This window comes from Larkinella harenae, from assembly GCF_054780515.1.
In genome coordinates this window covers 133,729-151,788 of record NZ_BAAGWE010000008.1, presented here as the reverse complement: position 1 = coordinate 151,788, position 18,060 = coordinate 133,729, and the positions used below count along the sequence as shown (strand labels likewise).

General features: G+C 49.1%; 29 protein-coding genes. 25 read left to right on the top strand and 4 right to left on the bottom strand.

Annotation, left to right across the window (positions count from 1 at the left end; translation table 11 throughout):
• Positions 1-2 precede the first annotated feature (2 nt).
• Genes ACYVH9_RS26695 through holA form a run of 3 tightly spaced genes read left to right on the top strand, consistent with a single transcriptional unit; the run spans position 3 to position 2,180 of the window.
• Positions 3-503 carry a deoxycytidylate deaminase gene (locus tag ACYVH9_RS26695; protein ID WP_460639490.1) on the top strand — a complete coding sequence of 167 codons (501 nt, stop codon included), beginning with the start codon at positions 3-5 and terminating at the stop codon, positions 501-503.
• A 10-nt stretch (positions 504-513) separates the two neighbouring features.
• Positions 514-1,131, top strand: a complete 618-nt coding sequence (locus ACYVH9_RS26690; RefSeq protein ID WP_460639489.1) for an acyl carrier protein phosphodiesterase — start codon at positions 514-516, stop codon at positions 1,129-1,131.
• Positions 1,132-1,160: 29 nt separating this feature from the next.
• Positions 1,161-2,180, top strand: coding sequence for a DNA polymerase III subunit delta (gene holA / locus ACYVH9_RS26685; protein ID WP_460639488.1), 1,020 nt, complete (start codon positions 1,161-1,163; stop codon positions 2,178-2,180).
• A 243-nt stretch (positions 2,181-2,423) separates the two neighbouring features.
• On the opposite strand, the gene ACYVH9_RS26680 is transcribed toward holA, so the two are convergent.
• Positions 2,424-2,939, bottom strand: coding sequence for a hypothetical protein (locus ACYVH9_RS26680; RefSeq protein WP_460639487.1), 516 nt, complete (start codon positions 2,937-2,939; stop codon positions 2,424-2,426).
• Positions 2,940-3,043: 104 nt separating this feature from the next.
• Here ACYVH9_RS26680 and ACYVH9_RS26675 point away from each other — a divergent pair, with 104 nt between their 5' ends.
• The 22 genes from ACYVH9_RS26675 (at position 3,044) to ACYVH9_RS26570 (ending at position 16,238) form a co-directional block, all read left to right on the top strand.
• The gene (locus ACYVH9_RS26675) at positions 3,044-3,352 is read left to right on the top strand and encodes a hypothetical protein (protein WP_460639486.1); all 309 of its coding nucleotides are present in this window, start codon (positions 3,044-3,046) and stop codon (positions 3,350-3,352) included.
• Positions 3,353-3,487: 135 nt separating this feature from the next.
• Positions 3,488-3,769 carry a hypothetical protein gene (locus tag ACYVH9_RS26670; RefSeq protein ID WP_460639485.1) on the top strand — a complete coding sequence of 94 codons (282 nt, stop codon included), beginning with the start codon at positions 3,488-3,490 and terminating at the stop codon, positions 3,767-3,769.
• Positions 3,769-3,984, top strand: coding sequence for a hypothetical protein (locus ACYVH9_RS26665; protein WP_460639484.1), 216 nt, complete (start codon positions 3,769-3,771; stop codon positions 3,982-3,984). Before ACYVH9_RS26670 ends, ACYVH9_RS26665 begins: the two co-directional genes overlap by 1 nt.
• The gene (locus ACYVH9_RS26660; RefSeq protein WP_460639483.1) at positions 3,981-4,514 is read left to right on the top strand and encodes a hypothetical protein; all 534 of its coding nucleotides are present in this window, start codon (positions 3,981-3,983) and stop codon (positions 4,512-4,514) included. Before ACYVH9_RS26665 ends, ACYVH9_RS26660 begins: the two co-directional genes overlap by 4 nt.
• A complete protein-coding gene (locus ACYVH9_RS26655; RefSeq protein ID WP_460639482.1) occupies positions 4,511-4,789 on the top strand; it encodes a hypothetical protein in 279 nt (92 codons plus the stop codon). The genes ACYVH9_RS26660 and ACYVH9_RS26655 overlap by 4 nt, the downstream gene beginning before the upstream one ends.
• A 178-nt stretch (positions 4,790-4,967) precedes the next feature.
• Complete coding sequence (locus tag ACYVH9_RS26650; RefSeq protein ID WP_460639481.1) at positions 4,968-5,354, top strand: hypothetical protein; 387 nt, start codon at positions 4,968-4,970, stop codon at positions 5,352-5,354.
• A gap of 3 nt (positions 5,355-5,357) precedes the next feature.
• Positions 5,358-6,440 (top strand): DNA cytosine methyltransferase, encoded by a 1,083-nt coding sequence (locus tag ACYVH9_RS26645; RefSeq protein WP_460639480.1) that lies wholly within the window; start codon positions 5,358-5,360, stop codon positions 6,438-6,440.
• A gap of 137 nt (positions 6,441-6,577) precedes the next feature.
• Entirely contained in the window at positions 6,578-7,171 is a 594-nt protein-coding gene (locus ACYVH9_RS26640; protein ID WP_460639479.1) for a hypothetical protein, read from the top strand.
• Complete coding sequence (locus ACYVH9_RS26635; RefSeq protein WP_460639478.1) at positions 7,171-8,145, top strand: hypothetical protein; 975 nt, start codon at positions 7,171-7,173, stop codon at positions 8,143-8,145. The genes ACYVH9_RS26640 and ACYVH9_RS26635 overlap by 1 nt, the downstream gene beginning before the upstream one ends.
• On the top strand, positions 8,123-8,869 hold the full coding sequence (locus ACYVH9_RS26630; protein ID WP_460639477.1) for a hypothetical protein: 747 nt from the start codon (positions 8,123-8,125) through the stop codon (positions 8,867-8,869). The genes ACYVH9_RS26635 and ACYVH9_RS26630 overlap by 23 nt, the downstream gene beginning before the upstream one ends.
• A 2-nt stretch (positions 8,870-8,871) precedes the next feature.
• On the top strand, positions 8,872-9,369 hold the full coding sequence (locus tag ACYVH9_RS26625) for a hypothetical protein (protein WP_460639476.1): 498 nt from the start codon (positions 8,872-8,874) through the stop codon (positions 9,367-9,369).
• 38 nt (positions 9,370-9,407) lie between these two features.
• Complete coding sequence (locus tag ACYVH9_RS26620; protein ID WP_460639475.1) at positions 9,408-9,770, top strand: hypothetical protein; 363 nt, start codon at positions 9,408-9,410, stop codon at positions 9,768-9,770.
• A gap of 41 nt (positions 9,771-9,811) precedes the next feature.
• Positions 9,812-10,768, top strand: coding sequence for a DUF4494 family protein (locus ACYVH9_RS26615; RefSeq protein WP_460639474.1), 957 nt, complete (start codon positions 9,812-9,814; stop codon positions 10,766-10,768).
• 169 nt (positions 10,769-10,937) lie between these two features.
• On the top strand, positions 10,938-11,471 hold the full coding sequence (locus tag ACYVH9_RS26610; RefSeq protein ID WP_460639473.1) for a hypothetical protein: 534 nt from the start codon (positions 10,938-10,940) through the stop codon (positions 11,469-11,471).
• 4 nt (positions 11,472-11,475) lie between these two features.
• Positions 11,476-11,691, top strand: a complete 216-nt coding sequence (locus ACYVH9_RS26605; protein ID WP_460639472.1) for a hypothetical protein — start codon at positions 11,476-11,478, stop codon at positions 11,689-11,691.
• Between the two features lie 3 nt (positions 11,692-11,694).
• Positions 11,695-13,992, top strand: coding sequence for a hypothetical protein (locus ACYVH9_RS26600; RefSeq protein WP_460639471.1), 2,298 nt, complete (start codon positions 11,695-11,697; stop codon positions 13,990-13,992).
• A gap of 119 nt (positions 13,993-14,111) precedes the next feature.
• Positions 14,112-14,396: a nucleoside triphosphate pyrophosphohydrolase family protein gene (locus ACYVH9_RS26595; protein ID WP_460639470.1), complete on the top strand. Its 285-nt coding sequence runs from the start codon at positions 14,112-14,114 to the stop codon at positions 14,394-14,396.
• 8 nt (positions 14,397-14,404) lie between these two features.
• Complete coding sequence (locus tag ACYVH9_RS26590; RefSeq protein WP_460639469.1) at positions 14,405-14,701, top strand: hypothetical protein; 297 nt, start codon at positions 14,405-14,407, stop codon at positions 14,699-14,701.
• Positions 14,702-14,713: 12 nt separating this feature from the next.
• Positions 14,714-14,959 (top strand): hypothetical protein, encoded by a 246-nt coding sequence (locus ACYVH9_RS26585; RefSeq protein WP_460639468.1) that lies wholly within the window; start codon positions 14,714-14,716, stop codon positions 14,957-14,959.
• Positions 14,960-15,071: 112 nt separating this feature from the next.
• On the top strand, positions 15,072-15,245 hold the full coding sequence (locus tag ACYVH9_RS26580; protein ID WP_460639467.1) for a hypothetical protein: 174 nt from the start codon (positions 15,072-15,074) through the stop codon (positions 15,243-15,245).
• The gene (locus ACYVH9_RS26575; RefSeq protein ID WP_460639466.1) at positions 15,242-15,451 is read left to right on the top strand and encodes a helix-turn-helix domain-containing protein; all 210 of its coding nucleotides are present in this window, start codon (positions 15,242-15,244) and stop codon (positions 15,449-15,451) included. The genes ACYVH9_RS26580 and ACYVH9_RS26575 overlap by 4 nt, the downstream gene beginning before the upstream one ends.
• Positions 15,452-15,455: 4 nt before the next feature.
• Positions 15,456-16,238, top strand: coding sequence for a hypothetical protein (locus ACYVH9_RS26570; RefSeq protein WP_460639465.1), 783 nt, complete (start codon positions 15,456-15,458; stop codon positions 16,236-16,238).
• 404 nt (positions 16,239-16,642) lie between these two features.
• Here the strand turns inward: ACYVH9_RS26570 and ACYVH9_RS26565 are convergent, their stop codons facing one another.
• The 3 genes from ACYVH9_RS26565 to ACYVH9_RS26555 are packed head-to-tail and all read right to left on the bottom strand — an operon-like array spanning position 16,643 to position 18,044.
• Entirely contained in the window at positions 16,643-17,296 is a 654-nt protein-coding gene (locus ACYVH9_RS26565; protein ID WP_460639464.1) for a glycoside hydrolase family 19 protein, read from the bottom strand.
• On the bottom strand, positions 17,293-17,649 hold the full coding sequence (locus ACYVH9_RS26560) for a hypothetical protein (RefSeq protein ID WP_460639463.1): 357 nt from the start codon (positions 17,647-17,649) through the stop codon (positions 17,293-17,295). The genes ACYVH9_RS26565 and ACYVH9_RS26560 overlap by 4 nt, the downstream gene beginning before the upstream one ends.
• On the bottom strand, positions 17,646-18,044 hold the full coding sequence (locus tag ACYVH9_RS26555; protein ID WP_460639462.1) for a hypothetical protein: 399 nt from the start codon (positions 18,042-18,044) through the stop codon (positions 17,646-17,648). The genes ACYVH9_RS26560 and ACYVH9_RS26555 overlap by 4 nt, the downstream gene beginning before the upstream one ends.
• Between the last annotated feature and the right edge of the window lie 16 nt (positions 18,045-18,060).

The window sequence follows — 18,060 nt, the reverse complement described above, 5'->3', positions numbered from 1 at the left end:
CGATGACAAAACCGCATTTTGATGATATTTTTATGGAATTGGCCGTTAATCTTTCAAGACGGTCGCATTGCATAAAAGCCCAGGTTGGCGCCGTACTGACCAAAGACACCCGGATTATTTCGATCGGGTACAATGGGCCGCCGGCTGGTACCCACAACTGCGACGAGGAATTTCCCGCAGTGGGTTGCCCGCGTGATTCGAAAGGAAGTTGTTCGCTGGCCCTGCACGCCGAACAGAACGCGATTTTGTACGCGGCCAAAAACGGGGCTGGCATCGAAGGCGCGACGATTTACGTCACCCTGTCGCCCTGCATTGCCTGCGCCCGGATCATTTTCAGCATGAAAATTGCGAAGGTGGTTTTTCTGCACTCGTACGCGCAGTATAAGGGGATACCCACGGACGAGGGAGTTGAATTTTTGCGTAAATTCGGTGTAGAAACCGTTCAGTATCAGCCTTCGGAAGGGTTTGAAGCGACGTTTGTGCAGGGCGACCCGCATCTGTAGGTGAATTGGAATGAATATCTTAGCGCACGCCTTCCTGTCAGGCCATGATGAGGGATTACTTATCGGCAATTTTATCGCGGATTTCGTCAAAGGACATCCCGGCCACCCCCGTCATGCCTTGTCGGCTCCGGTGCAGCGCGGTATCTGGCTGCATCGCCGGATTGATTTCTTCACCGATCAGCACCCGTTGATCGAAGAAATGCGGGTGGTGCTGCGGCCCCGGTGCCACAAATACGCCGGCGCGGCCATCGATGTCTTCATGGATCATTTTCTGGCCGTTCATTTTGCCGAATTCGCTGCGCTCTCGTTGCCGGTTTTTGTCCGGGGCTTTTATCAATTTCTGACAACGCACCGGCAGCAGCTGCCCGAGGGAGCCCGGCGCATGAGCGAGTACATGATTCAGCAGGACTGGCTGACCAATTACCAAGGACTGGAAGGCATCGATCGGAGTTTGAAAGGGATGGCCCGCCGAACGGCTTTTCCGTCGAATCTGGATACGGCGGTTGAGGATTTAAAGGCGAATTACCGTAGTTTTGAGGTTTCGTTTGGGCAGTTTTTTCCCGATCTGCAGCGGCATGTAGCGGCTTTTCTGATCGATGGAGAAGCGCCCAACCCGCCCTTCCCATGAAGAATGGATTACGTATATAGATTATCGTTATGACGCCGGCTATTGAACAGATTCTCAAAGACATTCGCAGGAAAAATTTCTCGCCGGTTTATCTATTGCACGGGGAGGAACCGTATTTTCTGGATCTGATTGCGGAGGAAATCGAAAAAACGGTGGTGCCCGACCACGAGAAAGGCTTTAATCAGTTTGTTGTCTTTGGCAAAGATGTGCAGGTCGGGGCGGTGATGAACATGGCTCGGCGTTATCCGTTTATGGCCGAACGTCAGCTGGTTCTGGTGAAGGAAGCGCAGCAATTGGGTGGTTTTGGGGAAAAAGCCAATCAGGGGTTGCTGGAGGACTACGTGAAGGCTCCGTTGCCATCGACGGTGCTGGTGTTGTGCCATACCGGGGCCTATGATGAACGGAAGGCGCTGGCCAAAGCGGTCGGACAGAAAGGGGTGTTACTCAATGCCAAAAAGCTGTACGATAACAAGGTGCCGGACTGGATCGGCGATTACTGCCGCCAGCAGAACGCCAAAATCAGTCTGAAAGCCATTCAGATGCTGTTTGATTACATCGGTAATGATTTAAAGCGACTCGCCGGGGAGATCGATAAAATCAAGATCAACCTCAAACCGGGGGAAGAGATCAGCGCCGAAACCGTAGAGCGACTCGTCGGCATCAGCAAAGAGTACAACGTTTTTGAACTCCAGAAAGCCCTGACCCTGCGGGATGTGGTGAAAGCCAACCGGATTGTTGATTATTTCGGGCGAAATCCCAAGGATAATCCGTTGCCGCCCATGCTGATTATCCTATACCAATTTTTTACGAAGGTTCTGATGGTCCAGGCCTCCCGGGATCAGTCCGAAAAGGCGCTGGCTACCTTGCTGAGCGTGCATACGTTCTTCGTCAAGGATTACCTGCAAACCGCCCGGGCCTATCCGTTGTGGAAAGTGGCGGGTATTCTGCGGTCCATTCGTCAGGCCGACGCCCACTGCAAAGGAGTTGACACCCCTACGTTGACCGAAGCGGGTATTCTGAAGCAATTGATTTTTGACATTCTGCACTGACGCTGCTAGAAAAGCGCCGGGATGAAAAAGAAAAAACCGCCAGCGAAGGGCGGTTTTAGATTCTGCACGGTTTTTGCAGAAGAAGTAGCGGGGACAAGTTTTGGGGTTTAAAAGCGGTTTATTTGGAATAGGAGGGTGGTTTTACCCAAACTCGTACCTTTTTTACCGATTTTTTGCCTTATTTTTTCCCGCTGCTTCCCTTATTTACGCTGACAGGAAATATCCTGCCTGGTAGATGAGTGGTCAGCTAATGAGTCTATTGAAAAGTTGTGATGCGGGGCGGTAATATCCCCGATAATTCATTCCTTCAATTATCAATTGCTGGCCTGCGTCATACTCATCTACCTTGTGGAAAGGGATTGAAGTGGATTTTTTCATATCCAAAGCGTCCTTATACGCATCTTTTGCCTCCCTTGTTGCTTCTAAAAGCTCCTTCAATTGGCGGTTCTCTTCTTGCAGTCTTTTAATTAGCGGCAAAGCGTCTGTAGATTTCGAACCATTGCCTTTTGCGGCAACTCCAGTCAGAACATAATCAATATCCATTTCGGGATAACTCTGGGCCAAGAGCATCAAATTTTCAAAATTGAAACTATGACTCTTGCCATTTCTGACCATGTAGATTGATGCACTACTTACTCCAAGACGTTCTGCAACCTCTCCAATCCCTTTTTCAGAGATAAATTCCATAGCCCGATCAATAGCCTTTCTTACCTCCGGATTGACGGACTTTTTAGGCTTAGATTTTTTTTGCGTTTCCATATTGAAATATAAGTAAACTTATTTAAATTTGTAAGCAAGCTTAGTTAAATGCTGGAAATAGTTGTTATCAATAAACCTGCTTACAAATTTAAATAAATTTACTTATGAAAACTCTAAAAGAAGAACTTTTTGAGGTAGCGGCAGATATGGGCTTAAAGATAGAGGAGGCCGTTGATTTGGTTTTACCTGTATTAAAGGAAGAAGGGTTGCTGCCTAAGCAATCTAGAGAGTACACGCGCAATATTGTACGTAATGTTTTCTACGGATTATCGAAGGATGAAAACATATTACCCGTACTGAAGTCCATTCAATATAAAAGAAGTGGCAAAAAACTCTCAGAAGTGGAGATGGCCGAACAAAAACTCAAAGAGGCCCGTCAGGAGTATTTCAAGGTTGTAAGCAGCGTTGTCTAAAAAATTTGTTTAAAAAACTAAGTATACTTAGTTTATCTAAATTTAATTATTATTTTTGTAAGCATACTTAGTAAACACAAAGCCCGGTCATCGCGCCGGGCCTGTAGAAAATCAAACAAATAATAAGGCAAAGCTATGAATTCTCTTTCATCTCCCCAAATCCTGCCCGGCCAGCACTACCTACAAATCTCGCGCACCAGCCCAGCGGGTGTTACTGCCGTGGGCCGGGTGACGCTGGCTGATGCGGGTCAAGTACTGAAACTGCCCGGTCGCCGTCGAATCATGATCAAGCCTGTAATGATCAAGAGACGCCCGACGTTCCGCTCGGTGCTCTACATCGAGCACGGCGGCTATACCTACTCCATCATGCGGGTGCAGAATCAAGACATGGCCCTAACCGCTAACCTCTCGATCTGATGAAAAGCCATTCGTTCCTGTGCCGGGTTTATGACCCGGCCACTCGCACCAACATTGACGATTTCGCACTGATTGAAGCCGAAACGAAAGAGAAAGCCCAAGCCATTGCCGAGGGCGATTTCGAGAAGCGGTTCGGACGCAAGCCCGCGTATCAGCGGTTTGACTGGATTCGGACAAAGGATATTAAAGAACCTGTAACCGCTGTAGCCGCATGAAGACAATTGAAGTTGAAGACTCGCTTTTTGAGCGGCTGATTGCGCTATCGACCGAAATCAACACCCAGAACAACCGTTGCACAGCAACCCCTTACCTGTTCCAGATCCGGACGGATGAAAAGGTTTACGATTCTGAAGGATTGAACGGGGATGTGAAAGTGATTCTAAGTGCCGATTGGGAAGAAGTTGGGGAATTTAACCAAAAAACGATCCGGCAAATCTGCAAAGAAGAAGGCGTTGGACGTCCGTACTTCTACAAAGACGTTAAGGACTTAATCTTTCTGGATTGGGACGAGGTGCGGGATTGGCTGAATTCGTTTGACATGAGGCTCAGTTCGTACACCATCAAACACAAGCTGGAAAATGGGTTTCTGACCGAAAAGGCTTGTAAAGCCCACATCAAGGCTAACCATTACCACTACGACAATCCCACGGACTATTTAAGTCATGCGTTCCGTAATCCGGACTTAGAAACGGTCTTCACATTCTTGAAAGGCTTGACGGCCGGAAAGGAGGGCAACCCGTCATGAACACCTTATATATATGGACGGCGCTTCTGTTTGCCCCTTCTGCCTACGGTGCCTATCATCATACCTCGCTGTGGGTGCAGTTCATCAGCATTTCAATCCTGTTCGCGGCTATCGTTATCTATGATTCACTGTATCAGGGTTGGTTTCGCAGAGCCCGTAACCGGGTAAAAGCGGTGGTGCTGGACTGGTTCCCTGATGTTTGGCCGGTTGTAATGGCTTGTCTTGCTGCAATTGTGTACGGTACTTTCCTCGTATTTATCGCCCCTTACTTATGAATCCTGAACCAGCCAACAACGCCAATGGTGTTGAAGTGCCGACCCATGCAGAAGATATCTGCTGCCCCAATTGCGATCTCGTACAGAGGGGTATTGTTGAACACACTGTCCCGTTCTGGACCTACGTTCACGAGTGCATTTATTGTCACTATGTTATTACTGAAAGCGAGTGGGGGCTATGAAGACTGATAGCAAACCATCAGCCACCGCAACGGCCCGCGCTATCGTCGCTGACCTGTGGGACTTACTGCCCGGCTGTGACGATAAAACCGACTGGAACAACACGTTTCAGGCACTTTGTGTGGTGTTCGACTGCGGACGGCAATACCACAACTACACGGGCTTTAGGCTGGTCCGGCAAGCCTGGAAATCAGCAACGTACTTCTACAACGGGCACATTCACAACCCCGCGTATCCGCCCTTGCTACGAATAACCATTTGTAACCGCATTGTCGTTGGACTGATCCGCATGTCAACGGATGACGACCGGATTTGGGGCGCCCATCAAGAATGGTTTTACGCGCTGAACGGTGGGGCGTTTCGCATAACTACTTATCAGAAATGATTCATGCAATATGTGGATACTTCCGAAGAATCACCCGTTATCCTCAGCTTTTGTCCAGGACTTCGCGGACTCGAAAGAGGACTTGAACGAGTATTTCAGTCAATCCGAGTTGCCGCTTATGTGGAAATCGAAGCCTTTATCTGCGAAAACCTTCTGGCTGCAATGGAAGCGGGTTTACTGGCTCCGTCACCTATCTGGACGAATCTTAAAACCTTCAACCCGCAACCGCTTCGAAACCGCATTGACGGAATCATTGGCGGCTATCCCTGCCAGCCTTTTAGCCTCGCCGGTCAACGCAAAGGCGAAGATGACCCAAGACACCTTTGGCCGTATATACAGCGATCGATTGCGGCAATTAAACCTGTTTGGTGCTTCTTCGAAAATGTCAGCGGCCACCTCTCAATGGGATACGCTGAAGTTTACCGAAGCCTTCGAGATATGGGTTACGCAGTTGAGAGCGGAATCTACTCTGCGGAAGAAGTTGGCGCACCACACGAGAGGGACCGGCTGTTTATCCTTGCTGTCTTGGCGAACCCCAATGTCACAAGATCATGGTGGCAGTACGCGGGAAGACTTCTCGCCGAAGCTCAGCGAACAGGTGAAACACTGGTCAACGCCAACAACTTCAGTTGCGAACTCTCATCCGGAGAAAGTGCCCAGGAACTCCCCGACGTTGGCAACCCAGGTTGCCAACTGGCCGACGCCTTGCACAACGAGGGGAGACTACCAAAATCAAGCGAATGGGACGAAAGCCGACAAACTTTCTGGGGCCGTGAAGAAATGGCCGACCCCTTACGCTTCACAGGAAAGGAAATGGAAGGCCAAACGAGGGAGTCAGTCAGCCGACTGGAACCTATCCTCAATGGCAAGAAGGGGCGAGCTCAGTGGCCAGCAGGACAAGGCTATTTCCAATACGATTACGAACCGCCCCGTACGGTTGAATCCCGGATGGTCTATACTGTTAATGGGTACAACTTTGAGGAAGATCTTCACCGTGCCATTGGCAATTCAGTCGTAGAGCAGACCGCCGAAATAGCCTTCTTTGACTTGCTTCTCAAGCATCAATCGAATTCTAAACCCCTGTAACACCATGTTTAAAAATCAAGACACCGACCCGGTTTTTTCGGTCCTGATGGGCCTTCTGTCCCTTTTTGCAATCCTGTTTTTCGCGGCTTCTGCCGTGATGCTGTATTTCTTTTCTCGCTAGTAACCAACGGCAACCTATGGACATTCTGGAAAAAGAATTGGAAGACATGATTTGGGATGCGGCCAGCACGCCCGAAGGTCGGGAGTTTCTTTCTTATCGCGGACTAGACATTGAAGGTAAACTGCTCAGGCAGGTTCCGCTAGGCAAGTACGGTATTGCCGATTTGATTTCAGTTGAGTTTGCAGGCCGTGAAATGGACTTCACAGAGCCAAGAGTTTTAAGAAATGTACTGATTACGGTCTGGGAGCTAAAGCGGGGCATTATTAATACCGAAGCCATCATGCAGGCTTTTCGGTACCTGTCGGCGGTCAAACGGATTGTCAACCCGGAAAGGGCTTATTACGATAGGCGAATCCATTTCTCATTTCGGGTTCGAATGGCTGGTTCAGGATTGGACCACAATACCGACCTGATTTACATGCTGGAGCACTTCAGACGCCAGCTTTCCATTTTCCGCTACTCATTTTCCTACAAAGGCATTGATTTCGATCAGGTGCCGCTAGATGGGTGGGGAATCCAAGACCCCGGATTTAACCGCAATCTAGCCCATTTCTCGCGGTCTGACCTCAAATCAATCTTTCAGGAGTTACCCTCAACATTGCCATTCTAATGAATGAATTTACCGGCATATGGCTACCTGAGTCAATCCTATCCTTGAAGGATTTGAACCTGACTGAGCGCGTCCTTTTGGCTCAGGTAGTACTACTGTCTTTGTCCGGTGAATGCCGGGCACTCAACAGGACATTGGCGGGCAACATGCGGGTTACCGAAACGACCGTGAGCTTGTCCGTTAAATCCCTGCGAATTAAGGAGTACTTGGTAGTGGAGGACAATAACGCTACTGGCAATCAGCGACTTATCTACCCCTCTTTAAAAACTTTAATGACCCTCTTTAAAAATCTTAAAGAGGGGGATGGGTACTCTTTAAAAATCTTAAAGAGCCTCTTTAAAAATCTTAAAGAGGGGGTTTCAAAATCTGAAAGAGGGTATTTAAAAATTTTAAAGAGCCTCTTTAAAAATCTTAAAGAGCTATATATATGGTTAGAAATAAAATTAGAAATAAAAGGGGAAATAAAACCTGAAATAAATAAACCACAAGAACCAATCCGCGACGAGTCGCGCGGTGGGGAGACTGGAGAAAATGAGTTGACCGATCCAGAACCAGAAAAGCCCTCTTCCCCCGGTTCCGCTGCCCCCCCTTCTCCCAAACCGGGCAAGCCGCCAAAGAAACCGCCCCAGCCGATCAATATTCCCTTTGATGTGTGGTGGGACGCTTACGAGAAAAAAATAGACCGTAAGCCCTGCGAACGAAAATGGAACCGGCTCACCGACGAGCAGCGACAAGCCGCCCTAGCCCACACCGGCCCCTATGTACTCTCAACGCCCGACGTGTCAAAGCGGAAAAATCCAGAGACGTACCTCAACAAAGAATCTTGGACTAGTGAAATCATCGAATACCATGAGCCAGCAAGACAAGCCACAAATGGCACACATCGCACGAACCGGCGCTCAAACGGTAGCAGCCAGCCCGAAAACTTCGGAACTGAGCTTGATCAACTCATTGAAGGATACTACGGCACTTGAAATTGCTAACACCCTGCCCGATACCGCAGCCATTCACCTGCTGATGTTGCAGGAATCGGTTAACCTGGTCGAAGCCGAGCAAGCCAAAAAGATTTTCCAGATCAGGGCGTCAATTGGTCAGCCGATGGTGCTAAAGCTGGTTTGCGCCATCATCAAGCGGTTTGACGACAGTTTGAACACGTCCGAGCGCATGACACCCCTGCAAGTGTTTGAAGCGGGTCAGCTCTGGATTGATAGCTACCCGACCGAATCGCTGAAAGATTTGATTCTGTGCCTGAAGCGGGCGAAGACGGGACAATACGGGAAGATTTTTAACCGGGTTGACGTGCAGGTTCTCAGCGAGTTTTTCGGCAAGTACCTCCAAGAAAAAGCCGAGTGGCGCGAAAGTCGGGCGTCGCAATTCCGGGTTGAAGAGGGCGCAAACCAGAACATAAAGCTGGCCGAAAAGATGGAAGAGCTTCAACTGCCGGACATGCTCAGGGACAAAATAGCCAACCGGGTAAAAGGAACGCCCACCGTTGAAACGCCCCCTTCGCCCATGTCCAGCTATGAGCAATACCTGGCAGACCTAAAAAAAACAATCCAGCACGCCAGCGAAGCCGAACTATCCGATTTGCGCAAACAGGCTGCGGCCCGCGAAGTGTCCGACGTGGTGACAATGATTGATGAGGAACGGCGCCGTCGTGATAATGTCCCCGAAAATTTAACCGAAGAAAATCTCTGATCATGGCCTTTCAAATGCCCATCCACAAGCAAACGCCCTACTGCGTGGGGATCGATCCCGACATCAAAGCCTCTGGCGTATCGGTCTGGAGTCGAACCGAACGCCGGTTGATCTTCTCAAAAGCAATGCCTTTCGCGCAGTGGCTCGAATGGCTACAGACGGAAGACCCCGACAATGTATTCTTTTTCGTGGAAGCGGGCTGGCTTAACAAAACCGCCAACTACCACACGGTCAAGCTGCCTGCACGGATGGCAAACGCCAGCGTCGAGGCAAAAGCCCGCTACACATCGGGTGTTCGGGAACGGGTCAGCAAGGACGTCGGACAGAATCACGCAACGGGTAAACTGATGGTCGAGGTACTGGAACATTTCGGGTTTGGCCATGTGCTCATTCAGCCCAAATCAAAGAAATGGACGCCCGACGAATACACCCACTTTACGGGCCTCAAAACGAAGAATCAAGACATTATCGACAGCGCCCGGCTTGTTGTCGGACTCTAACCGCACACTTTTTAACTCACCTTTTAACTCACTTTTTCATGTCACAAGCAAATCAACCCCTTGAATTATTCGCCATTGTTGAGCTTTTCGGTCATCAGCAGATTGCTGGAAAACTAACTGAACAGGTTGTAGCGGGTGCCAGCATGGTACGTGTTGATGTTCCCGCCGTCGATGAGCAGCCCGAATTCACCCGCTTCTTTAACCCGTCGGCCATTTACGCGATCAACCCCGTCACCCAGGAAATCGCAGAATACCGGGCGCAGCAGATTAAAGCCCGCCCGATCAGCCCCTATGACATTCGGGAAATGAACAAACGTCTGCTGGAAACGGGCGCAAAACCCGCAGAAAACCAAGATGAGGACGAGTATAACGAAGACGCTGACGAAGAAACCCCTTGGTAATTCATTCTCACTTACTCACTCTCAAAACCCCTTCTACAATCATGTCTCAGTGGTATCAATCCAATGTCAAATACCGGACGCAGGACGTCAACGGTAAATGGAAAACAATCTCCGAATCATTCCTGCATGACGGTGTTTCGTTTAGCGATGTTGAAACGCAGCTCCACGAAATACTGAAAGAACGTCTGAAAGATTTTGGTGTAAAAGCCATCAAAGAAACCACCTATAGCAACGTGTACGATACGTTTGTAGGGGGTGATTTCTACAAAGTGACCATCCAAACCGATTACGGCGACGGTAAAACCTCGAACGAAAATCATTTGGTGGCTGCATCGGATGTGGTGGATGCTGAGAAGCGGGCCGAAAACTACATGAAAGGATGGGTTACGAATACCTCCATCATTGCCGTTGTTAAAAGCTCCATTCTGGGCGTGTGGCATCCGAAAGCCGAACCCTGGCAGGAAGATTTTCGGGAGCGCATGGCTGAACTGGAATTGAAGGGACATAAATCCGTAAACGCCAATCAGACCGAAATCAACTTTGACAAGAAGGTCGATATTGAAGATGCAGAAGCCCAGGTTATTACCGACGAATCCCACATGCTTCCAGAGGGCCAAAAGGCATTGCCAGCAGCCCCGCTGCTGTTGCCGGTCGGTGATGTAGAATCCGAAGACCGTCAATACTCAGATGAGTATGACGAATATGTACCAGAACAGTCTTCTATTGACAAATACAATGCCGTGCTGGATGATATTTCCATGCAACTGAGCTTCAACGACTATCACCCGTTCAACGTCAGCCAGTTTGCCAAAAAACACGGTATTGGAACCAATATCATGTCAATTCTGGTCGAAATGGGCGCTTTAACCAAAGCCCCGAAAATCAAACAAACCGAGCAAAGCCAATACCGCAAAGAGGACAAGTTCGATGCGATTACGGCAATTGATGTTCTGAAACACATCAACGCCAAGAAGCCCCAGCCCGTCGAATCTGTATAACCCACCGGCCCGGCGCTGACAAAGGTTCCGGGCCTTACCTCTCCACAAAGGCAATGAAAATCTTAGAATTCATCTTCCAAAGTTTCTGGCACTTCATCGGCACAATAATCCTCTTCCTGGTCATTTGTGAAGGGATAGCTCAGATTGTTGCCGCTTTCCGCAAATAACCATGTTCAACAAAGGCGATATTAACGTTTTCGAGTGCAAGCGGGGCCACGTGACCGTTACCCGCAATGCAGTATTTGGCGCGATTCCCCGCGATACAGTTTGCCCGGAGTGCCAGAGTAAAGCCAGTCACGTAGCGACTGACCCGAAGCGGGCTGACGAAGCAACCCACGAATGGGTAAAACCGGCATGGGGTCAGTACGGCCCCGATCAGCGGCAATACGTGCTCATGGGCGGGTTGATGCTGCGCAAAATCGACACCAGCCCGGCCAAACAGCCTTTAATCACAACGGGCGGTCTGCCGAGCGAAACGTATCTGGAATTCCCCCGTAGCTCCCATTCCCGCAACTGGTGTAAGTCGTTCGATCAATACCTACGCACGACGGTACCGGGCAACTACAAAGGCATAAAGGGCCGAAAGTTCTGGTTTGCCTTCTCCGACGATAAGGCCCGCGACATTTTCTTGAAGGAAATGGCCTCATCGTTCGAGCGTCATCATACTGAATTTCAAAAATCCGAATCAACCCTGACACACTGACACCATGCCCGCGAAAGAAATTACGATCGATGATGAATTGAAGGAGTTGAAACGCGAATTGAGAATGCGCGAACGGCTTTATCCGGGTTGGACTAAAGGGCCAAGTCCGAAGATTAAACCCGATGACGCAAAGCATCAACTCGCCTGTTTAGAATCCACCATTGCCCGACTGGAAAAGGATATAGCCAGCAAGCGGGGCGAACAAGCTAAACTATTCTAAGACATGGAATCCATTGAAAAGCAAATTCAAGACTACCTAAGTAGCAAACCTTCTAAGCTGTCCGAAATCATCATTCAAGACCGTACCGCCGACGTAAACGCCGGAATTGGGATGGGCGTTGTGTGGGGCCGGTATGATCAACAGTCGCTCGTTGATTTGCTGAAAGCCGAGATTGACGCATTAAAGACGGCCCACCAAAACGAATTAGACATTCAAGTGGATCGGCACAGAAACGAGGTAAAGGATTTGAAGGATAGCTATGAAAAACGGCTATCGAGCGCCGAACAAGCCGGACGTGACGCCATGCGGAAGGAAATTGAAGCCGAATACATCCTCATGCCCCGCAGCGGCCAGCCGCCCACGCCAACCCCTGAACCGCCGACCCCGACACCCCGGCCGGAAGAACCAAAACCTGACACCCCGCAGCAGGCCCGAATCGACATTCCGGCGAAGGACTTCAGAGGAACGTCGGTAACCGAATCTGACCCCGTTGTTTTCGAAGCGGTTCCGGTCAAGAATCCCCGTCCGCAGGGTAATCACGTAGCGTTTGCCGAACAGCAGGCCCAATTCGTACTGAATCCAAACCGTTTTCGTAGGATACGCAGCAGTGGGGCTATCGTGTTTATCTGGCACTTCCCGGTTTTTGGCACCTACACCCAATGCCCGGTTATCGAAATGGGCGCAAGTCACATTCACGCCTACCCGAAACTACGTCAGGGCGATCAACCATTTTTCACGAAGGATTCTGAACCGGCCAGCCGTCGAGCCGCGTTCATGTACGATGCCCATTTGTACGAAATGGCGGGAATCTGGGCAGGCAGACGGGCCAAAGCAATCCGGGAGTCTGGGGGCAACCCGGATCAGGATGCGGTTTACGTTCGTCTGATGCAACTGTGCGCCGGGCCCAAAATCGACAACATTGTGATGCACCGCATGGTGACCCACAAACCGACCGTCGATTACCTGGCACCGTTCATTCTGGATGAATTTTTGAACGTTCAAGGCCAGGGCGCGGGTGTTGATTTCATCACCTTTGATGTTGAAACGAATCAGCACAGCAGTTTGGACAACGTGCAGGCGGGCAAAATCCCCGAACACAACCTCAAGCAAGCCGACCAATACCGATTCCTGGGGATGCTCTACGACCGCGTTTGCGAGCTGGGGGCTGAAAAAGGATTCGCGCTGCGCCCCTTCACCTACTCCGACGGACTGATTAACGCGGGCGGTAAGCAGTGGAACAAGGAGGACAAAGATAATCTGCTCAACTACCTGACCGGCCCGGACAAAAATCGCCCTTATTCCTCATCCGATCACCCCTATATCCTGATGCTGAAAAAGTGGGGCGGGGCGGTTGGAAACGGCAACTACTTCCCCGTCACCTGGTCGCACGGAACATGGTACGACAAAGATGCCAGCGGTAAGTACATTATCAAAGACGGTGCCCGCGTCACCCGTTCCACCGACCACGAAGCAATGCTGTACGGCCAGCTAGTGCCATTCAAAGGCATCGATCAGAATGCGAACGGACAGAAAGAAGCGGACGTGGCTCTGATGCACGCGAACAAACAACTGGCCCTAATTCAGTCGTATCTGTGGGCGTTCAACGATGCCCGGCCAGCGTTCCGATACTCAGATCGAATTGACGTTTTTCGGAATGTCGCGGTTGCCGAGTGGATGCGCTATGATACCGAGCCGCTACACAGCAATCCGGGCGGCAAAGCGTTTGGTGAGCGTCCGGTCAACCCGCACATGATAACGAACGCTCTCCTAGACCGGGCGCCGTTCTGTCACCAAAGCGGCTGGTGTGCCGAACCTCGTTACGAATTTGGGAAGGATCAGCAGGGCGGCATTTCAGCCAAGGGGCCATTGGAGATCATTCTGCTGGCATTGAAACGGGCGGAAAACATGATTGGGGCGTTCAAAAACAAGCACAAGGACTTTTATATTGGATTCCCTTTTCAGAATTACGTGGACGAATTTGGCGGCGATCCCAACCGCACTAACGCCCGCTATGCCCAGAAAAACCCTCCAATCTGGCTTCTGAGCGAAGGAAATGACCTATTGGTCAAAGCCTGTTATCTGGCGCAGGATGAGGAAGAAAGCCGCACCCTGACTATTACTCATACGAAGGTGCCGGGATGGAAAGCCGAATTGCAGATGATTGGGCGTGATGCCGCTACCGAATGGTTTGTCCTGCCTGAAGCGGTAGGCGATTGCAACCCGAAGGATTTACGTTTGAGCTTCACGGATCTGGTGGGCGAGAAACGGACGGTGGCAGGCGACTGGCACTATAAGGTATAGTCCAACAACTCCAGTGCAACAACTAGCGTTTTATGTCCCTTGATTGTTGCACTGGCTTTTAAGCCTCCTACGAATACCTACTCTTTACAATCATTTATCATTCACAAATCACACGTTTTATGAACTACGAAGATTGCCATCACATGCGCGACGTTCTGGATGAAGTAGCAAACGAACGAAAGCGTCAGGAGGAGAAATGGGGCCAGCAAAATCATGCCCCGGTCTATTACAATGCCATACTACAGGAAGAAGTCGGAGAGGTTGCAAAAGAGGTAGTCGAATACACCTTTGCCGAGCCCGGCGTACCACGACTTCAAAATATTCGTAAGGAACTTGTTCAAGTAGCAGCCGTTGCAGTCGCAATGATTCAATCACTAGATCGTAATGAATTGCGGTCAAAATAACCTCCCATATGGAAATCAAATCACACCAACAACTAACTGACGTAACCAGGCTGAGTCGCAATGACGTCGCTCCCTATTATGCTGATCTAATCCTATTTGGCTCCCAGAAAGAAGTGCTCCGGATCAATGGATTGATCCTAAAAAAATGGCAACCGAGTGGCTTGATATACATCAAAGAAAAGGCGTGGGCCATTGCCAATACTGTGGGACGAGAAGCTCAGGAAACATTTTCAGGAAAATACACGGTTGAACTTTCCCCCGAAAAAAAGAAAGCTGTGCTTGAACGCTTATCTAAAATGGTTTAAAAACGTCCGAAAATGGTAGCACATCACATCCAACGTCAGACAGATCGTCTGTATTTTGAAATTCAGCGACTTCAAATTAAAGTGGCAGGGGGCGAACGTCTTGACGCATACAACGATTTTGAGACACTTATCGGAATCAGAAATAGTTTGGTCTTCCTTAAAGACTTAGTTGCTGAAAACGATTTCGAACCAGCCGATTGTGACATTGCCGTAAGTGATTCAGGAAATCTCTGTCCAGTCGCAAAATCCAATAAATAAACCGTCCGATTGTCGTAGAAAAAAAGTTAGAAAATATTCTTACAAATACTTGACACAAGTTAGAATATATTCTACCTTTACATCATCAATCAAACGCAAAACAACTACGACAATGGCAAAGCAAAAAGTAAATCTGGAAGGACGCGAAATCTATGTTGATTTTGATTACGAGGGAAAAAATTATGAAGAAAACCCTTCGGAATGTCCCGCTTATGAAGTTCAGGGAGACGACTTTGAATACATTGGCACCTACAACGAGGTAACTAAAATATTTACGCCGGAATGAGCGAGGACTTTCAAAAATCGGTCGGGCTGGCTCTCAAGCTGGCCCGGCAACGTTCAGGCTTGACGCAGCAGGAAGTGGCCGACAAGTCTGGAATGAAGAAGCAGGACGTGTCCAACATCGAAAACGGAAAACGGAATATTTCGCTGGACATTATCAAGCGGTTCGCGGAAGCCGTTGGCATGGAGCCTGAATTCATCATAAAGTAAAGCAATGAACAACGATTCGACTTGTCCCTGGTGCTTGTATTTTGGCCCCACATTGGCAGTTAATAAAAGCGTCAGGCGCTGCCGGAATTGCAAGCATACATTTCGCGTAGATAGAAATGAGTATGAAAATGCCCCCGACCTATCTATTACTGCCGCTAAACTTCTCACACTAAGCAAGTATTTTGTTTACCGACACAGCCTAACTATTGGCGATTTTTATGCATTGAAAATAGTCAATAAAAGCATATACCTAGTGCCTGACACTGAAGGGTTTATTGTAAAAAAACACCCTTCCGGCAGCCTAATACTACATCCTGGTTATCCAGCACTAAAGGTGATTCTGGCTCACTTCAATTTAAGCAATATCAATACTCACCATTTCAAAGCAGAGATGGTGCAAAATGGGTATCTAATCAGGCCCATTACCCGCACCATCATTGAACCCACCACCTCGAAAAGATCAAAGCTGCCCCTGATTAATGTATCAGCCAGAATGCTCAGCCTGTTTGTGGAACTGGCCGGCGAAACCCTGCAACTAACCAAAGGCTGCCGGGTTGTATTGCGCACAGAGAATGGGACTCTTTACATCGCCAAGTCTGATTTGGTAGAGGGATTTCATGCCGGGTTGGCTAAATATGGCAGCAATTATGTAGCTAGCTCATCAAAAATGGCTGAAGCTATTTATGATCATTTTGCTCTTGAATACGCTACAAAACACAGTTTTCTTTTGCTGAAACCCATTGAAAAAGAAGGCTTGAAGCTTTTTCCACTACAGTTGTTTAAATAACTGTCGCCTTTAAAATCTTTTGAAGTGTAAATATGAAAATCTAACAAACGTCCGAATTCGATATGTATAGATTCGGCCAAAATCTATGCATATCAACAACGAACTGTATAAAATCTTTATATTCGCTGCATGGCAAAGAAAAAAGAAGTAAAGCCCGTTACCCCGGAAGAACTCGCTGAACAGGTTCGACAGATCAATGAGGTTTTCCCGCCTGAAAAGTAGTTCCAACATTTATCACACAAAAAAGCCCGGCACCATCAGGACCGGGCTTTTTGATTTTACCTATGATTACAAAAATGGATTCTGCTGCTTGTTATCCCCGCTTATCCAATAGCCAATCAGGGCGCCAATGCCTAGCGCAATGAGCACCTGAAGGAACGAGGAAAGGACTTGCAGGGCAATGATCATGCTACGGGCCGTTTTGTTACACCCAAGGCCGTTTTTGTCCTCACCAGCAGGGCTTTTCGATCCTCAAACCCGTTTAACCCGCCATTAATCCGGCGAGTAACCGCTTCTGTATTATCCAGATTCGCCAGCGAATTGATATTTCGGGTTTTCCAGAACCAGCAAGCAGCGCGTACGGCATCATCGGGGCGGGTCAACCAATCCGGATTGTTCACGTAATCAATGCCCGTTTCCCGCGTCAAATCTTTGTAGGCTCCCTTTCCGGTGTTCTGTAAAATACCCCGCCCCCGGTACCGCCAACCATCGCCCGACTCTTCCGGCCCGTTGCCCATGCGGTTTGCGTACACGTAGTTTGCAATGCGGATGGGTTTACGGGCGTATAACTGGGCGGTGTCTGCATCAAACCGATTTGGCCAGGTGTCCAACAGTGCCTTGGCGGAATAGTTCAGGTTTTCAATCAACCTCGTATACCGCATACTTTCGTGCAGTGTCTGGGCAAGAAAATGCGCCACCTGGAGGGGGGTGCTGATCTGGTATGCCCCCAACCACTGGTTCAGCGGCCCGACGAAGTTCGGGGCTACTGTATGGGCTACGCCCGCAGCAATGAGTTTAGCAAGGTCAATTGTACCAATACCTCGCGGAGAAATGGTCATGCTTTAAGAGGTTCGATGTAAACGCAGAAAATAAGCAGTAAGAGCATGGCCACAGTGGGCCAGAACCAGTACAAAAGCTTTCGTTTCGAGGTCCGGCGAATGGCGGCTGAAATGGCGGTCGAGTGCACATGTATCAGCCAGGGAACGCCCGTCAACAAGGCGCTCACGGTGATCATGAATACCCCCGCGTTCAGGTGCTTTTCGTTCCAGAACGCAAAACTGGCACTCGTGACGAACGATACCGCAGAGGCAAAAATCGGGTAGCGAATGAACGCGGGGAGTGGCGTAGTAGCGCCCACGAGATACGAAATAACGCCCGCCAATAGCAGGGCGAAACCTAACAGTGTGATCATGGTGTTTGGTTGTCTTTGGTGAGAGAAACGTACAGATTGTACAGGGGTTTGAGTGCGTAGATAAGTGCCTGCTTCGCAATTTTGTTACGGTTTTTCCACATCTGTTGCCCGATTTCATCAGCGACTATTTTCCAGACGTGGCCCAGGTAGCCAGCCAGCCCGCACCATGCGCTAAATAGCACCTTGTGGGGCTTGTAGCCAGCAATATCAATCAGTCCAAACGTTAAACCTCCAACAACAATACCAAAAAACAGCCCGGTCACCAACGCAGCAAAGGCCAATTGAACACTGATCACTTTTTTGTTAATTGCCTGAATCATAGACCCCGATAAGAGTGCAACAAAGGATAACCCCAATAGGGGCAAATCGTTGATATTTTCAACAAGTTCGTTCACGTTATGGGGTTAGTGG

Excerpts from the sequence above, each read along its gene's own strand:
- ACYVH9_RS26695 (WP_460639490.1), top strand. The coding sequence starts at position 3 with ATGACAAAACCGCATTTTGATGATATTTTTATGGAATTGGCCGTTAAT.
- ACYVH9_RS26690 (WP_460639489.1), top strand. The coding sequence starts at position 514 with ATGAATATCTTAGCGCACGCCTTCCTGTCAGGCCATGATGAGGGATTA.
- holA (WP_460639488.1), top strand. The coding sequence starts at position 1,161 with ATGACGCCGGCTATTGAACAGATTCTCAAAGACATTCGCAGGAAAAAT.
- ACYVH9_RS26680 (WP_460639487.1), bottom strand. The coding sequence starts at position 2,939 with ATGGAAACGCAAAAAAAATCTAAGCCTAAAAAGTCCGTCAATCCGGAG.
- ACYVH9_RS26675 (WP_460639486.1), top strand. The coding sequence starts at position 3,044 with ATGAAAACTCTAAAAGAAGAACTTTTTGAGGTAGCGGCAGATATGGGC.
- ACYVH9_RS26670 (WP_460639485.1), top strand. The coding sequence starts at position 3,488 with ATGAATTCTCTTTCATCTCCCCAAATCCTGCCCGGCCAGCACTACCTA.
- ACYVH9_RS26665 (WP_460639484.1), top strand. The coding sequence starts at position 3,769 with ATGAAAAGCCATTCGTTCCTGTGCCGGGTTTATGACCCGGCCACTCGC.
- ACYVH9_RS26660 (WP_460639483.1), top strand. The coding sequence starts at position 3,981 with ATGAAGACAATTGAAGTTGAAGACTCGCTTTTTGAGCGGCTGATTGCG.
- ACYVH9_RS26655 (WP_460639482.1), top strand. The coding sequence starts at position 4,511 with ATGAACACCTTATATATATGGACGGCGCTTCTGTTTGCCCCTTCTGCC.
- ACYVH9_RS26650 (WP_460639481.1), top strand. The coding sequence starts at position 4,968 with ATGAAGACTGATAGCAAACCATCAGCCACCGCAACGGCCCGCGCTATC.
- ACYVH9_RS26645 (WP_460639480.1), top strand. The coding sequence starts at position 5,358 with ATGCAATATGTGGATACTTCCGAAGAATCACCCGTTATCCTCAGCTTT.
- ACYVH9_RS26640 (WP_460639479.1), top strand. The coding sequence starts at position 6,578 with ATGGACATTCTGGAAAAAGAATTGGAAGACATGATTTGGGATGCGGCC.
- ACYVH9_RS26635 (WP_460639478.1), top strand. The coding sequence starts at position 7,171 with ATGAATGAATTTACCGGCATATGGCTACCTGAGTCAATCCTATCCTTG.
- ACYVH9_RS26625 (WP_460639476.1), top strand. The coding sequence starts at position 8,872 with ATGGCCTTTCAAATGCCCATCCACAAGCAAACGCCCTACTGCGTGGGG.
- ACYVH9_RS26620 (WP_460639475.1), top strand. The coding sequence starts at position 9,408 with ATGTCACAAGCAAATCAACCCCTTGAATTATTCGCCATTGTTGAGCTT.
- ACYVH9_RS26615 (WP_460639474.1), top strand. The coding sequence starts at position 9,812 with ATGTCTCAGTGGTATCAATCCAATGTCAAATACCGGACGCAGGACGTC.
- ACYVH9_RS26610 (WP_460639473.1), top strand. The coding sequence starts at position 10,938 with ATGTTCAACAAAGGCGATATTAACGTTTTCGAGTGCAAGCGGGGCCAC.
- ACYVH9_RS26605 (WP_460639472.1), top strand. The coding sequence starts at position 11,476 with ATGCCCGCGAAAGAAATTACGATCGATGATGAATTGAAGGAGTTGAAA.
- ACYVH9_RS26600 (WP_460639471.1), top strand. The coding sequence starts at position 11,695 with ATGGAATCCATTGAAAAGCAAATTCAAGACTACCTAAGTAGCAAACCT.
- ACYVH9_RS26595 (WP_460639470.1), top strand. The coding sequence starts at position 14,112 with ATGAACTACGAAGATTGCCATCACATGCGCGACGTTCTGGATGAAGTA.
- ACYVH9_RS26590 (WP_460639469.1), top strand. The coding sequence starts at position 14,405 with ATGGAAATCAAATCACACCAACAACTAACTGACGTAACCAGGCTGAGT.
- ACYVH9_RS26585 (WP_460639468.1), top strand. The coding sequence starts at position 14,714 with ATGGTAGCACATCACATCCAACGTCAGACAGATCGTCTGTATTTTGAA.
- ACYVH9_RS26580 (WP_460639467.1), top strand. The coding sequence starts at position 15,072 with ATGGCAAAGCAAAAAGTAAATCTGGAAGGACGCGAAATCTATGTTGAT.
- ACYVH9_RS26575 (WP_460639466.1), top strand. The coding sequence starts at position 15,242 with ATGAGCGAGGACTTTCAAAAATCGGTCGGGCTGGCTCTCAAGCTGGCC.
- ACYVH9_RS26570 (WP_460639465.1), top strand. The coding sequence starts at position 15,456 with ATGAACAACGATTCGACTTGTCCCTGGTGCTTGTATTTTGGCCCCACA.
- ACYVH9_RS26565 (WP_460639464.1), bottom strand. The coding sequence starts at position 17,296 with ATGACCATTTCTCCGCGAGGTATTGGTACAATTGACCTTGCTAAACTC.
- ACYVH9_RS26560 (WP_460639463.1), bottom strand. The coding sequence starts at position 17,649 with ATGATCACACTGTTAGGTTTCGCCCTGCTATTGGCGGGCGTTATTTCG.